The following is a 15,244-nucleotide window of genomic DNA, read 5'->3' on the forward strand; positions in this document are numbered from 1 at the left end:
AGCCGGAGGGAACCGTCTACAGGTTCGGCAGAGCGTCGGTTGCTTCCCGCAGCGCGTCGAGGGTGGCCTTGACCGCCGGCACACGCTGGAGGTCGGGCGTGGTGACAGCCTGAACCGAACGCCGGCTCGCCGGCTCGATGGCGATGGTGGCCACGCGGGGGTGCTGGGTCGAACGCAGGATGAGCTCCGGGATGAGGGCCACGCCCAACCCCTCGGCCACGAGTCCGAGCACGGTGACGTAGTCCTCGGTCTCGAACGCGACGTCAGGGGTGTAACCCGCCGAGGTGGCGAGCGAGAGCAGGTGGCCCCGGCAGCGCGGGCATCCGGCGATCCACGACGCGGACTCGAGCTCCTCCATCGACACGGAGCCCCTTCCGGCAAACGGGTGATCGGCCGGTACGGCGAGGCGCACCTCGTCCTCGAGCAGGTCGAGCGTGGTGAACCCCTCGAGATCCTCCGCGTGTGCCGCGATCTCGTCGCCGTCGTAGGAGAACGCGACTGCAACATCGCAATCTCCCGCCCGAAGCGCCGCGAGTGACTCCGGCGGCTCCGCTTCCGCGAAGGTGACCTGAACGTCGGGGTAGCGCTGCTTGACGAGCGACAGCGCTCGTGGGACGACGGTCGACGAGGCCGAGGGGAAGGCCATGAGGCGCACTCGTCCCGCCCTCAGGCCGGCGATCGAGGCCACTTCGCCCTCCGCCGCCTCGAGAGCGGCGAGCACCGGAGTGGCTGTGCGGGCGAGCACGTGGCCCGCCTCGGTCAGACGCACCGAACGTCCGAGGCGCTCGACGAGAGCCGTGCCCGTCTTGTCCTCCAAGCGGCGCACCATCTGGGACACGGCAGGCTGGGAGTAGCCCAGGGAAGCAGCGGCAGCGGTGAAGCTACCCTCCTGGGCAATGGCTTTCATGACCCGAAGGCCGGCGGCGTCGATCATCCGTAGAGAATAACCCGGCGTTATCGGATGTTGTAGTTTCTATCGATTGTCGAATGAGAGGGGCCACCTGTGACTGCAGAGTTGGCGGAGTTCGTCGCGCGGGGCGACCTGTTCGTGCTCACCGGGGCGGGTCTCTCGACCGAGTCGGGCATTCCCGACTACCGCAAGCCTGACGGCACCCGCCGAACGGTTCCCATGACGTTCCAGCAGTTCCTCAGCGGGGACGACGCGCGCCGACGCTACTGGGTTCGCAGCGCCGTCGGGTGGGAACGTTTCGCCGCGGCTCGGCCCAACGGCGGCCACCACGCTGTTGCAGCCTTGCAGCGCGCAGGTCTCGTGCAACACCTCGTGACGCAGAACGTCGACGGTCTTCATGCGGCCTCCGGAGCGGACGCCCTCGAACTGCACGGTTCTCTCTCCTCGGTGCAGTGCGTCGAGTGCGGCAGCCGCTCGGATCGATCCGAGTTCCAGGGACGCATCCGCGACGCCAACCCGAACCTCCCGCGCGACGTGGCCCTGTTGGCCGACGGAGACGCCGAGGTTGCCCGGAGTGCAGAGGATGCGTTCGTCCTCGTGGCCTGTCCGCACTGTGGTTCGCTCGTCGTCAAGCCCGACGTCGTGATGTTCGGCGAGAGCGTGCCCACCGCGACGGTTGAGCACTGCTACGCGCAGCTCGAACTGTCACGGGCGGTTCTCGTTCTCGGAAGTTCGCTCAAGGTGATGTCGGGCTTCCGGTTCGTCTCGGCCGCGCTCAAGGCGGGCAAGCCCGTGGCCCTGGTCGGTCTGGGAAGCATGCGCGGTTCGGAGCGCGCCGATCTCGTGCTGCACGAACCGCTTGGTGCCACCCTCACCGCGACATGCGAACGCCTCGGCCTGCAGGTGCAGACCGAGGCGAACGCGACGACGTGAGGGTGGGCGAGAGTCAGACGCTGCGCAGCACCGCCGTGACCTTGCCCATGATGCTGGCTTCGTCGCCGTCGATCGGCTCGTAGTTCTCGTTCGCGGGCAGGAGCCACGTCTTGCCGTTCGTGCGCTTGAACGTCTTCACGGTGGCCTCGCCGTCGAGCAGCGCCGCCACGATCTCACCGTTGGACGCCTCCGGCTGCTGGCGCACGACGACCCAGTCGCCGTCGCAGATGGCGGCTTCGATCATCGAGTCGCCGACGACCTTGAGCAGGAACAGTTCGCCGTCACCGACGATCTGACGGGGGAGGGGGAACACGTCCTCGACGGCCTGCTCGGCCAGGATCGGCCCGCCGGCGGCGATGCGTCCGACGACGGGGACGAAGGAGGCCTGCGGACGCTCGTTGCCCGAGTCGGTCTCGTCGTACGTGCTCTCGGACGCTGCACGCACCGAGGTGCCTCCGCGGTAACCGCGGGTGTCGGCGCCGTCGTCGGGGGAGACGACCTCCATGGCGCGAGGGCGGTTGGGGTCGCGACGCAGGTAACCCTTGCGCTCGAGCGTGGCGAGCTGGTGTGCGACGGAGCTCGGGCTCGTCAGCCCGACGGCCTCACCGATCTCGCGCAGACTCGGCGGGTAACCGCGCTCGTCGACCGAGCGCCGGATGACGGTGAGCACTTTCTGCTGGCGCGGGGTCAGTTTGCCCTTCGCGCGGTTGTTCATGGAGTGGACCTCACCCATGGCGTCTCCTCACATCGACGAAAACAGTGATCTCGCGGACGCGGACCTCGGTGCGGAGCCCTGATTCTCCCCGGAATTCCGGGGTTGTCGGTGGCCGCTGATTCGGTGTGAGCGTTCGGGATCAACGTAGGCACCACCGTACACAGTTTTCGCAAACATGTACGAGAAACACGCCGCCGACAGCCTTGCTTTCGAACGTTTGTGTCGTACAGTTGTTCTATCGCACGGATGTTCGATGCATCCGCGCCGAGTCAGGAGGAATGAACATGAGTGCTGTGCCCAGTCTGGACGTCCCGGCGGTCGCGCCGAGCCCCCGTCGTCACCTGCACCTCGTTCCGTCGGGGCCTGCGGTCGTCGATTCCCTCGAGGGTGGTCGTAGCACGCGGCGCGCCCCGTTGACGCGTCGTGCCGTTCTCGCTCGCCGTCGCTTCGCCGCCCTTCTGGCGCTTCTGGTTCTCGTCGGCGGTGGCCTCCTTGCGGCCAAGGCCGTGGCCGAAGCTAACCCTGCCGGTGGCGCGACGTCGGTCACGGTGAAGGACGGGGAGACCCTTTCTCAGATCGCCGCTCGTGAGCTGCCGTCCCTGCGTAACGACCGTGGTGTCGTGGCCATCCAGGAGGCCAACAGCATGAGCTCGATGCACGTTCAGGCCGGCCAGCGAATTCTCGTTCCGGCAGGCTGAGCGGCCCCCTCGGCGTGTCGCTGGGGCGAGCCGCACATCTTTTCCGCGTCATTGCTGGGGTTGGTGCGCCGGGTTTGCCGACACGGTTGCGAGCGGTCGCCAACGCAACCTAGGATTCCTAGATGTAGGGCACAGGTGCCCTAATGCCCCCAACATGTGGTTGTTTGCGGAAGAATTCCCGCGATGCCGGTGTTGGGGTTCATACCGTCACGAGGCGGTGGAATCCTGCGATCGAGAGGCGTGGCCCGTGCACTGTCCCTTCTGCCGCAACGCCGACTCCCGTGTGGTCGACTCCCGTTCGACCGAGGACGGCACCTGCATCAAGCGTCGCCGCCAGTGCCCCGACTGCGGCAAGCGTTTCTCCACCGTCGAGACCGCGAGCCTCACGGTCGTCAAGCGCTCCGGTGTGAGCGAACCCTTCTCTCGCGACAAGGTCATGTCGGGCGTGCGCAAGGCCTGCCAGGGCCGCCCGGTTTCCGACGATCAGCTCGCCGTCCTCGCTCAGCAGGTGGAGGAGTCGATCCGCTCCAAGGGGGCTGCGGAGATCGACGCCCACGATGTCGGCATCGAGATCCTCGGCCCGCTGCGCGAACTCGACCACGTCGCGTACCTGCGGTTCGCGTCCGTGTACCAGGCCTTCGAGTCACTGACTGACTTCGAGGACGCCGTCGCCGACCTGCGCAGGCACGCTCTGCGCGACGCCGGCTGAGCTCCACCGGCTTACCCCCTACTTCACGACACACCACACCTAACCCACGAGAAGTGCCAGGAGGCATGCGGTCATGACCGAGACCACGAAGGCTCGAGCCAAGTCGGGTCGCCGGAACAACGGCGTCACGATCGAGCGGATCTTCACCACCCCGGGCGTCCACCCCTACGACGCGGTGACCTGGGAGCTGCGTGATGTCGTCCAGCAGAACTGGAAGACCGGCGAGACGATCTTCGAGCAGCGTGGTGTCGAGTTCCCCGACTTCTGGTCGCTCAACGCCTCCACCATCGTCACGACGAAGTACTTCCGTGGCGCGCTGGGGTCGGACGCTCGCGAGAAGTCGCTCAAGCAGCTCATCGACCGCGTCGTGCTCACGTACACGAAGGCCGGCAAGGACAACGGCTACTTCGCGTCCGACGCCGACGCCGAGATCTTCGAGCACGAGCTCACGTACGCCTTGCTGCACCAGGTCTTCTCGTTCAACTCGCCGGTGTGGTTCAACGTGGGTACGGCGAGCCCGCAGCAGGTCAGCGCGTGCTTCATCCTGTCCGTCGACGACTCGATGGACTCGATCCTCAACTGGTACAAGGAAGAGGGCTTCATCTTCAAGGGCGGGTCCGGTGCCGGCCTCAACCTCTCGCGTATCCGTTCCTCGAAGGAGTTGCTGTCCTCCGGTGGCACCGCCTCCGGCCCGGTCTCGTTCATGCGCGGCGCCGACGCCTCGGCAGGCACCATCAAGTCCGGCGGCGCCACGCGTCGTGCGGCCAAGATGGTCGTCCTCGACGTCGACCACCCGGACATCGAGGAGTTCATCGAGACGAAGGCGCGCGAGGAGGACAAGATCCGTGCGCTGCGTGACGCCGGTTTCGACATGGACCTCGGTGGCCGCGACATCGTCTCCGTGCAGTACCAGAACGCGAACAACTCCGTTCGTGTCAGCGACGAGTTCATGAAGGCCGTCGTGGACGGCACAACCTTCGGCCTGCGTGCCCGTGACACGGGTGAGGTCATCGAGTCGGTCGACGCCCGCGAGCTGTTCGACAAGATCAACAAGGCCGCGTGGGAGTGCGCCGACCCGGGTGTGCAGTACGACGACACGATCAACGCGTGGCACACGAACCCGGAGACGGGCCGCATCACGGCGTCCAACCCGTGCTCGGAGTACATGTCGCTCGACAACTCCAGCTGCAACCTGGCCTCGCTCAACCTCCTGAAGTTCCTCAAGGACGACGACACGTTCGACGCCGTCACCTTCCAGAAGGTCGTCGAGCTCGTCATCACGGCGATGGACATCTCCATCTGCTTCGCCGACTTCCCGACGGAGTCCATCGGCAAGACGACGGTCGACTACCGCCAGCTCGGCATCGGTTACGCCAACCTCGGTGCGCTCCTCATGGCCACCGGCCACGGCTACGACTCGGACGGCGGCCGTGCGCTGGCCGGTTCCATCACGTCGCTGCTCACGGGTGCCGCCTACAAGCGCTCCGCCGAGATGGCTTCCGTCGTCGGACCGTACGCCGGTTACGCCCGCAACGCCGACGCTCACAACCGCGTCATGCGCAAGCACCGTGCCGCGAACGACGAGCTCGCCTCGCACAAGGACATGGGCGCCATGGCCAGCGACATCCACGCGCTCGCGACGAAGGCCTGGGCCGACGTCGTCGAGAACGGTGAGAAGGGCGGCTTCCGCAACGCGCAGGCCTCCGTCCTCGCGCCCACCGGCACCATCGGCTTCATGATGGACTGCGACACCACCGGTATCGAGCCGGACTTCTCGCTCGTGAAGTTCAAGAAGCTCGTCGGCGGCGGTTCGATGCAGATCGTCAACCAGACGATTCCGCGCGCGCTGAAGAAGCTCGGCTACCAGGAAGAGCAGATCGAGGCGATCGTCGAGCACATCGCCGACAAGGGCCACGTCATCGACGCTCCCGGCCTCAAGCCGGAGCACTACGAGGTCTTCGACTGCGCCATGGGTGCGCGCTCCATCTCCCCGATGGGCCACGTCCGCATGATGGCCGCCTGCCAGCCGTTCCTGTCGGGTGCTATCTCCAAGACGGTCAACCTGCCGGAGTCGGCCTCGGTCGAGGACATCGCCGAGGTGCACCTTGAGGGTTGGAAGCTCGGTCTCAAGGCCATCGCCGTCTACCGTGACAACTGCAAGGTCGGCCAGCCGCTCTCGTCGGGCAAGAACGAGAAGAGCTCCGAGCCCGCGACGGCCACGGAGACCGTCGCCGAGACGCCGGTCGAGAAGATCGTCGAGTACCGCCCCGTGCGCAAGCGCCTACCGAAGCGTCGCTCGTCGCAGACGACGTCGTTCGCCGTGGGTGGCGCGGAGGGTTACCTCACCGCCGGCACGTACGAGAACGGCGATCTCGGTGAGCTTTTCCTCAAGTTCGGTAAGCAGGGTTCGACGCTCGCCGGTGTCATGGATGCGTTCTCCATCGCCGTGTCGATCGGCCTGCAGTACGGCGTGCCGCTCGAGACGTTCGTCGAGAAGTTCACGAACCTGCGCTTCGAGCCGGCCGGTATGACGGACGACCCGGACGTGCGTATGGCGCAGTCGATCATGGACTATGTCTTCCGCCGCCTGGCGCTCGACTACCTCGACTTCGACACGCGTTCGTTCATGGGCATCCACACGGCCGAGGAACGCGCTCGCCAGCTCGAGACCGGCTCCTACACGCCGATCGAGAGCGACGACGAGCCGTTCGACGCCGAGTCCAACTCGCAGTCCGTCGCCCCGGCGGCGGCACGCGGTGAGCGTCCGGCAGCTGCCACCTCCACGGAGGAGCACGCCGACGAGGTGAAGTCCGGTTCCGGTGCGGCCTCCGCCCGTGAGGTCGGCTCCGAGATCCACAGTTCGGCCGAGCTCATGGAGAAGTTCCAGGGCAAGGCAGCCGACGCCCCGATGTGCATGACCTGCGGCACGAAGATGCGTCCCGCCGGCTCCTGCTACGTCTGCGAGGGCTGCGGAAGCACCTCCGGCTGCAGCTGATCGCTCAGCCCTGATCGAGTGCGGGGCGTCGTCCTTCGGGGCGGCGCCCCGCGCTCGTCTTATTTCGTGAGATGCGTCGGCGTCCGCGGCGCCCGGTGCTGTCTCATGATGTGAGCAGCCCGCGACCTCATTGGCGGGCGCAACCGCCACACCGGAAAGGAACTCTCCCTGTGAAGGCACTGCTGCTCGAGAACGTCCACCCCCTCGGTGAGTCCTTGCTCCGTGATGCCGGTTTCGAGGTCGAGACCCGCGTCGGGGCTCTCGACGAGGACGAGCTCATCGAGGCGCTCGAGGGTGTTCAGCTGCTCGGCATCCGCTCCAAGACCGAGGTGACGGCCCGCGTCCTCGAGAACGCGGCGAGCCTCGAGGCCATCGGAGCCTTCTGCATCGGCACGAACCAGATCGACCTGGACGTGGCAGCGCAGAAGGGCGTCGTCGTGTTCAACGCGCCGTTCTCCAACACGCGCTCGGTCGTCGAGCTCGCCATCGCCGAAATCATCATCATGGCCCGCCGTCTCACCGAGAAGGATCGCGCGCTGCACGACGGAGTCTGGTTCAAGGACGCCAAGGGCAGCCACGAGGTGCGCGGTCGCCGCCTCGGCATCGTCGGGTACGGCAACATCGGTTCCCAGCTGTCCGTCGTCGCCGAGATGCTCGGTTTCAAGGTCTACTTCTACGACACCGACGACAAGCTCGCGCTCGGAAACGCCACGCGGTGCAGCTCCCTCGAGGAGCTGCTGTCGGTCGCCGAGGTCGTCACGCTCCACGTCGACGGTCGCTCCGGCAACGCCGGCTTCTTCGGCGCCGAGCAGTTCGCAGCCATGCGTCCGCGGGCGCTGTTCCTCAACCTCTCGCGCGGCTTCGTCGTCGACTACGACGCGCTCAAGACGCACCTCGAGTCCGGCCACATCGCCGGTGCCGCCGTCGACGTATTCCCCGAGGAGCCCAAGTCGAAGGGTGAACCGTTCAGCTCGCCCCTGCAGGGCCTCGCGAACGTCGTCCTCACCCCGCACATCGGCGGCTCGACCGAGGAGGCGCAGGAGGACATCGGTCGCTTCGTCGCCGCGAAGCTGCGCGACTACATCCAGCGCGGTTCGACGACGCTCAACGTCAACCTGCCCTCGCTCAACCTGCCCGAGCGTCCCGGCCAGCACCGCCTCATCCACTTCCACCAGAACGTCCCCGGCGTCCTGGCCCGGATGAACGGTATCCTCGCCGAGCACGGCGTCAACATCGAGGGCCAGATGCTCGACACCTCGGCCGAGAGCGGCTACGTCGTCACCGACGTCGTTTCCCAGCTGTCCGAGGCGCTGCTCGACCAGCTGCGGTCGATGCCGGAGACGATCCGTCTGCGCGTCGTCAACTGAGGAGCCTGACGAGGCGCCCCGGGCCTTCCGCCGTGCGGCGAAGCGCCCGGGGAACGCCCGAGGACCGGAGGAGTCGTACGGGCGTTCCATGTCGTGCTGCGACGTAGGATGGATTCCGCTGCCTCGGTGACGAGACCTCACCTCGAGGCCGCGGACGAAGCATTCACGACGAACGGACGACAGGTAACCGATGGACGTGCACGCGCCGCCGCCTGACGAAGCGGAAGCCGCCCAGCGTCGGCTCGACCTCGCCCGGTGGGCGAGCACGTTCGACCTCATGCGAGCTCGGGCCGAAGCGGATCCGGTGTTCGTCGGGTCCGGGCACCAGCTTGACGCCCTCGCTCCCGTGCGGTGCGGCGAGGCGCGCGAGTTCATCGCCGACATGATGCGCTCGCCGGACGTCGACCTCTTCACGTCCCGTCTGGAGGAGTGGGCCGCTCGTCCCGGCCCGTACTCGGCTGCCGTGTCGCTGGCACGGCACTGGCTGCCGCGCGTCGTGGCCCACTGTGAGGGCCGACGTAGTGAACTCGAGGCGGCACTTGCCTGGGCGCTGCACACACCCACGTCCTACGACGAAGCCACGGCCGCGATCCGTCTCGTCGAGGAGACCGTGGGGGGAGCAGGCCCGGACCTTTCACGCATTCCGTCGGTGCTGTCGCTCATGTGGGCCACGGACACGGAGGCCGATTGGCCGATCCTGTGGCCGGGTGGATCGGACACGTTCCAGACCCTGGGATGGATGGGCCGTCATCTCACCCATGCGGAGCGCTACGTCGCGTTCGTCGACCTCGCACGCGCTTTCGCGCCCGGGCAATCGCACATCGCCCAGCGCGTCGTCAGCCACCTCGGTGACGACCCCTCGTTCGTCGGCTTCGGCGAGGCACTGCCCGCCCTCACGGAGGAAGCCGCTCGCCTGCACGCCACGTACACCCCCGGTGTCGGCTACGCCGCCGCGGAGGACGAGGCACGCGCTGCATCCCTTGCACTGCAGCTGCGTGGTCACGCCGCTCTCGTCGCGCGCGCCCTGCACAAGGCGCTCGAGCGTGTCACCGGCGTCGACCTCGCGGAGACGAGCCTGCAGACTCGTACCGACACGACGGCACGCGCCGCGTACCGCTGTGACTCGCACACGACGTGGCTGCTGCCTGCGAGCAGCGGTGGCGCACCCGGCATCCGGGTCTGGCTCACGCGCTCCGGCATCGCCGTCGGTCTGGTCTCCGGGGGGGAGGGCGCCTCGAGCTCCGCGCGTCACGAAGCGCTCGGCACGCGCCTCGACGGTGCCCTACCCGAAGGCCTCGAGTTCATTCATGTGGCGCCCACCTCGTCGTCGGACCGTCTGCGTCCGACGGGCGACACCTACGAGGGCGGCGACGTCTTCGTGGGGCGCTGGTTCCCGCATCCCGAAGGAGTGGGAAGCATCGACTTCGGCGACGAGATCGAGGAGACGGTTCGCCGTCTCATGCCGCTCGTCGACATCATGCGTGGCGCCGACACACGCGGCGCCGGCGTCGACGAGGAACTCGCCGTCGCCCTGCGCACGTTCCTCGCCGAGCGTCCGTACCCGGCCGAGCGCGACCAGTGGCACATCGAACGACGCCGTGAGTTCGCCGCGTCGTTGGAGCCCGAGGCGCTCGCGGCGTTCGACCTCGCGACGTTCCGGCGCATCATCGCCGGGGGAGCGTACGGCTCCACCGGCACGCACTCGGTCCTCGACGCCCGCCTCGCCGCGCTCGACGCGCAGGGCCTGGAGAACCTCTCGCGCACCCTGACGCACCTGCTGTGGGGCGAAGGCGACGACGCCGACCGCATCGACGCGGCCCTCGCGCCCACGAACTCCGACGACGTGGCACTCGACGAGTCCGTCGTCATGAAGCTTCTCGCCATCGCGCACCCGCACCGCTACTTGCCCGTCTACGCGATGGCCGGACGCGATGGCAAGGTGGCCATGGCGCAGGCCCTCGACGTGTCGCTGCCGCGCCGCCGTGAGCTCTCGCGCGGACGCCTGCACGTCCTCGCGGGCGATCGCCTGCGTGCCAAGCTCGAGCCCCTCCTGCCCGCCGATCCGTGGGGTCAGGCCCAGTTCGCCCACTGGCTGCTGCGCACCGGTGAGTCGAGCATCGACCCCGAGCGCGACCTGCTCGCCGAGGCCGCCGCCGACCTGCTCGTCGACGAGGAGTTCGTCCGCGAGATCGACGGCCTGCTCAAGGACAAGAAGCAGGTCATCTTCTACGGCCCGCCCGGTACTGGCAAGACGTTCATGGCTCAGCGCTTCGCCGCCGCGCTCCAGCCGGACCCCGCCAAGCGCGCCATCGTCCAGTTCCACCCCTCGACCTCCTACGAGGACTTCTTCGAGGGCTATCGCCCGCGCCTCGACGCCGGCGGCGCGATGGTCTACGAACTGCGTAAGGGCCCGCTGGCGCTGCTCGCCGAGGCGGCCGAGGCCGACCCGACGACGCCGCACGTCATGATCATCGACGAGATCAACCGCGCCAACCTGCCGCGCGTCTTCGGTGAACTGCTCTTCCTGCTCGAGTACCGCTCCCACTCGGTCATGACGAGCTACCGCCCCGACGAAGGCTTCCAGCTGCCGGCGAACCTGTACTTCATCGGCACGATGAACACGGCCGACCGGTCCATCGCGCTCGTCGACGCGGCGCTGCGTCGTCGCTTCCACTTCCTGCCGTTCATGCCGCACGAGGGTCCGATGGAGGGACTGCTCGCGCGCTGGCTCGCCAAGAACGACGGCCCCGTGTGGGTGGCCGGTCTCGTCGACCGCGTGAACGACGAACTGCGTCAGATCCTGCGCGGCCCGCACCTGCAGATCGGTCACAGCCATTTCATGTCGACCGATCTCGACGACGAGAAGTTGCGCCGGGTGTGGCAGTACGGCATCTACCCGTTCATCGAGGACCAGCTCTACGGCCGCGAGGACGTGCTCGCCACGTTCACGTGGGACGCCGTCGAGGCGCGCCACGGCGAAGCCGCTCGTGCGGAGGCCGCTTCCGACAGCGCCACGGCGCGCGACGGCGGATGACCGAGGCGGTGGCCGGCGAACAGGTGAAGACGGTCGTCGTCGGTGAGCATGCCCGCTCCGCACCGGTCCGCCTGAGCGCCGAAGGACGCAGCGCCCTCTTCGCCGTCGCCGACGACAAGGTCAAGGTGCTCGCCACCGCCGACCCGCAGACGGTCGTCCTCGAGACGACGTCATGGGTCGGATCGATCAGCGTGCCGGGCCTGCAGATCCGTATTACTCCGGCCGCGCCGATGCACTCGCTCTTCGCGATGCTGGCCGGCCTCGGCGACGAGGTCGTCTGGGGGCAGGGCACGAGCGGTTTCGCGAGTGACGAACTGCTCGACGGGTCAGCCCTCGCGGTCCTGCGGGCCATCGAAGCGGCCACCCGTCGCGGCCTTCTGCACGGTTACCAGTCGCGTCAGGAACCACTCGCCACGATCCGTGGGCGCCTGCTTGTCGAGGAGATTGCCCGACGTCCGTGGACCGCTGCGCAGCCCGAGTGCCGCTACGACGACTTCACGGCCGACATCGAGGAGAACCGCGTCCTCGCCGCCGCGGTGCGCGTCATCCTCACGGGTCACGGCTTGTCGCCGCCCACTCGGCGTCGAGCCGTCGAACTGCTCGCCCGCTTCGAGGGCGTCGGCTCGCCGTCCGCCGCCGAGCGCGCACCGGACATCGTCATCACGCGACTCAACGAGCACTACGAACAGGCGCTCGACCTCGCGCGTCTCGCGCTCGACGGTTTCGCCATCCGGCACGAGGAGGGCGTACAGCAGGCGCACGCGTTCCTGCTCGACGTCGAGTACGTCTTCCTGCGCTTCGTGGCCGGTGAGCTGCGCTCGCGTCTATGGCCCGGGCTGCGTGTCGAACAGACCGAACAGCTCGCCCCGGGGGAGTCGAGTGGGGTGCAGGCCAACGCCGACGTTCTCGTCAGTGGCCCGCGCGGTCCGGTGCTCGTGTTGGGCACCTGCTACCACCTCGGCACGCCGGACGCCGTCACCTCCGACGTGACGGCCCGCGCCCTGCAGCGCAGCGCAATGCCGCCATCGTTCGGCGCCATGACCGGCACCCGATCCCGCGGAGCGGCCGCTTCGGCGATGACGGCCATCGCGAACGACGCCGCCACGTTCTTCCCCGTCGTTGTCCAGGCCTCGTCCCTCGGCCTCGCGAACGCCCTCGTCGTCTACGCCCACGCGGCGCGCCGTCCGGCCTCACGCATTCGGATGCCAGGTACCGGAACCGTCGTCCACGCGCGCCACATCGACCTCGAACAGACCTGGCCCGAGATCCAGCAACAGCTCGATTCCCTCGCCAATACCGTGAGGCGTCTCGCCACCTGACGCACGCTCGCTATTCTGTCGGGGTGTCGACGAGCCTCGCCCTTCCCGAATCCGACGAACAGCGCCGAGCCGCCCTGCGCCGCATGCGCTTCGTGGCCACGGGCCTGCTGGCGTTCGCGGCGCTCGTCTTCGTCCTGACACACGGCCGAGCCGGCGTCTGGGGCTATGTCAACGCCGCCTCCGAGGCCGCGATGGTGGGTGCCGTCGCCGACTGGTTCGCCGTGACGGCGTTGTTCCGCCACCCGCTCGGCCTCAAGGTGCCGCACACCGCCATCATCCCGACGCGCAAGGACCAGCTCGGCAAGAGCCTCGAGGAGTTCGTCGGCTCGAACTTCCTCACGCCCGAACTCGTCACCGAACGTATCGGTCAGGCCGAGATTCCACGCCGGCTCGGTGAGTGGATCGAGCGTCCCGGCAATGCGGAGCGTGTCGTCGCCGACGCGGCCCCGGCCCTCTGTCGCGCCGTCGAAACCCTCGACGACGACGAGGTGCGCCACTTCCTCGACACCGTCCTCCTGCCGCGACTGCGCCGCGAACCCATCGGTGAACTCGCCGGCCATCTGCTCGAGGGCATCGTCGCCGACGGCACCCACCACGGTTTCGTCGACGTGTGTGTCACCGAGATGCACGTGTGGGTGAGCGAGAACAAGGAAGCCGTCTCCCGCATCGTCGGTGCCAAGGCCCCCTGGTGGTCACCGCAGTGGCTCGACGACGCCGTCGTCGATCGCATCCACCTCGAGATCGTCAAGTGGCTCGCCGAGGTGCGCGACACCCCGAACCACAACATGCGCAAGGCCATCGACGCCTTCCTCGCCCGCGCCGCCCACGACCTGCAGCACGACGAGCGTACGCAGGAGCAGGCGGAGAACATCAAGGAGCGTTTCCTCGACCATCCGAGCGTCGCCGACTCGGCGATCGCCCTGTGGGGGTCGGTACGCCGCATGCTCACTGACGCGCTCCTCGACGAGCAGGGTGCCCTGCGCGAGCGGATGGTCGAACACCTGCGCGCCCTCGGCGACCGGCTCCAGCACGACGAGGCATTGCGCGCCACCGTGGAGCGACGCCTCGAGTCGGGCGCGGCCAGCTTCGTCACGAGTTACGGCCACGAGATCACGACCCTCATCTCCTCGACGGTCGAGCGCTGGGACGCGCAGGACGCGTCGGATCGCATCGAGACGTTCGTCGGGCGCGACCTGCAGTTCATCCGTATCAACGGCACCGTCGTCGGTGGCCTCGTCGGCCTCTTCATCCACGCCGTCTCGCAGCTGCTTCCCTGACGATGACGCCGCGCCGGAGCAGGCCAACACGAGTGCGACATCGCCGTGTCGCACTCGTGGGGGCCACCGGCCTCACGCTCGCCTTCGCTGGCTGCACGCTCAACGTCCCCGATTCCACCGATCGCATCGGGTCGCGACCCTTTCTCGACAAGGCCGACAAGGCGCTCGCGGTCGCACCGAACGCTCTCGTGCGCAGCGAGTGCAGTGCCGAGAAACGTGCAGTCACACGGGCGTCGGCCGCCGAGCGGGAAAGCGACATGGCGTCGTTGTCGCTCGCGACCTGGCGCAGCGGCGACGTCGGGGTGACGACCCCGCTCAGCGATGGACGGGTGCTCTGGATCTTCGGCGACACCACACGGGCGAAGGGCACGAACCCCCGTGTGGTCGCCAACAGCATGCTCGTCGGGACGGGGCGGTGCTTCGACGAGGTGCGCGCTCCGGGAAACGGCCCGGTCATCGGCGGATTCGAGGGACGCCGTGTGTGCTGGCCCAACAGCGCCATGACGGTGCCGATGCGCGGTGCCGACATCGTCCTCGTCGGGTGCTCCCGGATCGAACCGGGGGAGGAGGGCCTCTTCGACTTCTCCTACCGCGGCATGACGATGGCCGTCTACGCCGTCGAGCGTGGCGGCGCGCCGCAGCCCGTCACCCGATTCGACGTGACGCCCGACAACGCCGATGCCGAGCAGATCAACTGGGGTTCGGCGCTTGTCGGCGACGAGGGCTGGGTCTACGTCTACGGCAGCCAGCAGCCAAAGGGCAGCACCGGAAAGGGTGCGTACGTGGCGCGAACCCGACTCGCGCAGCTGTCCGACGGCCCGGAGTGGCAGTTCTGGAACGGCCGCACGTTCGTCACCGACGCGGGGGCTGCCCGTCCGTTCCTTCTCGCGCACGAGGGTGTCTCACAGACCTTCTCCGTCGTGCGCCGAGGCGAGCGCTTCGTGCTCGTGTCGAAGCAGGGCGGTGAGTTCGGGCAGAACATCGGGGTGTGGAGCGCGCCCACCCCGTCGGGGCCCTGGCGGGGCGAACGGGCCGTGGCCGAACCGTACTCCCAAGGTGACGGCGTCGTCGCCTACCAGCCGCTCGCGCATCCGGAACTCGCGACGCCGAGTGGAGACCTCCTCGTCACGCTCTCGCGCAACACCGAGTCGTTCGCCGACCTCCTGGCCGATCCGCGTAAGGGACGCCCGAAGTTCCTCGAGGTACCGGCGCACTGAGCGGTGCTCTGACGGTTCTCCCACAGGGTTGACCACCGAAATCGCCTTGCCGAGCCGTGAGAGACTGGAG

Annotated in this window: 11 protein-coding genes; 9 read left to right on the plus strand and 2 right to left on the minus strand. The window is 68.0% G+C overall.

Annotated features, from left to right (window positions below; genetic code table 11):
• Positions 1-16 precede the first annotated feature (16 nt).
• Positions 17-934 (minus strand): LysR family transcriptional regulator, encoded by a 918-nt coding sequence (locus tag D1832_RS06215; RefSeq protein ID WP_118913096.1) that lies wholly within the window; start codon positions 932-934, stop codon positions 17-19.
• A gap of 69 nt (positions 935-1,003) precedes the next feature.
• Here D1832_RS06215 and D1832_RS06220 point away from each other — a divergent pair, with 69 nt between their 5' ends.
• Positions 1,004-1,843, plus strand: a complete 840-nt coding sequence (locus D1832_RS06220) for a Sir2 family NAD-dependent protein deacetylase (protein WP_118913097.1) — start codon at positions 1,004-1,006, stop codon at positions 1,841-1,843.
• A 13-nt stretch (positions 1,844-1,856) separates the two neighbouring features.
• Here the strand turns inward: D1832_RS06220 and lexA are convergent, their stop codons facing one another.
• Entirely contained in the window at positions 1,857-2,576 is a 720-nt protein-coding gene (gene lexA / locus D1832_RS06225; RefSeq protein WP_047311416.1) for a transcriptional repressor LexA, read from the minus strand.
• Positions 2,577-2,842: 266 nt separating this feature from the next.
• On the opposite strand from lexA, the gene D1832_RS06230 reads away from it, so the two are divergent.
• The 8 genes from D1832_RS06230 (at position 2,843) to D1832_RS06265 (ending at position 15,174) form a co-directional block, all read left to right on the plus strand.
• Positions 2,843-3,256, plus strand: a complete 414-nt coding sequence (locus D1832_RS06230) for a LysM peptidoglycan-binding domain-containing protein (RefSeq protein WP_182434685.1) — start codon at positions 2,843-2,845, stop codon at positions 3,254-3,256.
• Positions 3,257-3,503: 247 nt separating this feature from the next.
• Positions 3,504-3,965 (plus strand): transcriptional regulator NrdR, encoded by a 462-nt coding sequence (gene nrdR, locus D1832_RS06235; protein ID WP_047311683.1) that lies wholly within the window; start codon positions 3,504-3,506, stop codon positions 3,963-3,965.
• Positions 3,966-4,038: 73 nt separating this feature from the next.
• Positions 4,039-6,960 carry a vitamin B12-dependent ribonucleotide reductase gene (locus D1832_RS06240; RefSeq protein ID WP_118913099.1) on the plus strand — a complete coding sequence of 974 codons (2,922 nt, stop codon included), beginning with the start codon at positions 4,039-4,041 and terminating at the stop codon, positions 6,958-6,960.
• Between the two features lie 170 nt (positions 6,961-7,130).
• Positions 7,131-8,327 carry a phosphoglycerate dehydrogenase gene (serA, locus tag D1832_RS06245; protein WP_118913100.1) on the plus strand — a complete coding sequence of 399 codons (1,197 nt, stop codon included), beginning with the start codon at positions 7,131-7,133 and terminating at the stop codon, positions 8,325-8,327.
• 190 nt (positions 8,328-8,517) lie between these two features.
• Entirely contained in the window at positions 8,518-11,361 is a 2,844-nt protein-coding gene (locus D1832_RS06250; RefSeq protein ID WP_118913101.1) for an McrB family protein, read from the plus strand.
• Positions 11,358-12,680 carry an McrC family protein gene (locus D1832_RS06255; protein ID WP_118913102.1) on the plus strand — a complete coding sequence of 441 codons (1,323 nt, stop codon included), beginning with the start codon at positions 11,358-11,360 and terminating at the stop codon, positions 12,678-12,680. Before D1832_RS06250 ends, D1832_RS06255 begins: the two co-directional genes overlap by 4 nt.
• Positions 12,681-12,703: 23 nt before the next feature.
• Entirely contained in the window at positions 12,704-13,957 is a 1,254-nt protein-coding gene (locus D1832_RS06260) for a DUF445 domain-containing protein (RefSeq protein ID WP_118913103.1), read from the plus strand.
• A gap of 56 nt (positions 13,958-14,013) precedes the next feature.
• Positions 14,014-15,174 (plus strand): DUF4185 domain-containing protein, encoded by a 1,161-nt coding sequence (locus D1832_RS06265; protein WP_182434688.1) that lies wholly within the window; start codon positions 14,014-14,016, stop codon positions 15,172-15,174.
• Positions 15,175-15,244 lie beyond the last annotated feature (70 nt).

Source organism: Dermacoccus abyssi (assembly GCF_003515945.1).
Lineage (GTDB): Bacteria > Actinomycetota > Actinomycetes > Actinomycetales > Dermatophilaceae > Dermacoccus > Dermacoccus abyssi.

Coding starts and splice junctions, on each gene's coding strand:
- D1832_RS06255 (WP_118913102.1), top strand. CDS start 11,358: ATGACCGAGGCGGTGGCCGGCGAACAGGTGAAGACGGTCGTCGTCGGT.
- D1832_RS06230 (WP_182434685.1), top strand. CDS start 2,843: ATGAGTGCTGTGCCCAGTCTGGACGTCCCGGCGGTCGCGCCGAGCCCC.
- lexA (WP_047311416.1), bottom strand. CDS start 2,576: ATGGGTGAGGTCCACTCCATGAACAACCGCGCGAAGGGCAAACTGACC.
- D1832_RS06215 (WP_118913096.1), bottom strand. CDS start 934: ATGATCGACGCCGCCGGCCTTCGGGTCATGAAAGCCATTGCCCAGGAG.
- D1832_RS06250 (WP_118913101.1), top strand. CDS start 8,518: ATGGACGTGCACGCGCCGCCGCCTGACGAAGCGGAAGCCGCCCAGCGT.
- D1832_RS06240 (WP_118913099.1), top strand. CDS start 4,039: ATGACCGAGACCACGAAGGCTCGAGCCAAGTCGGGTCGCCGGAACAAC.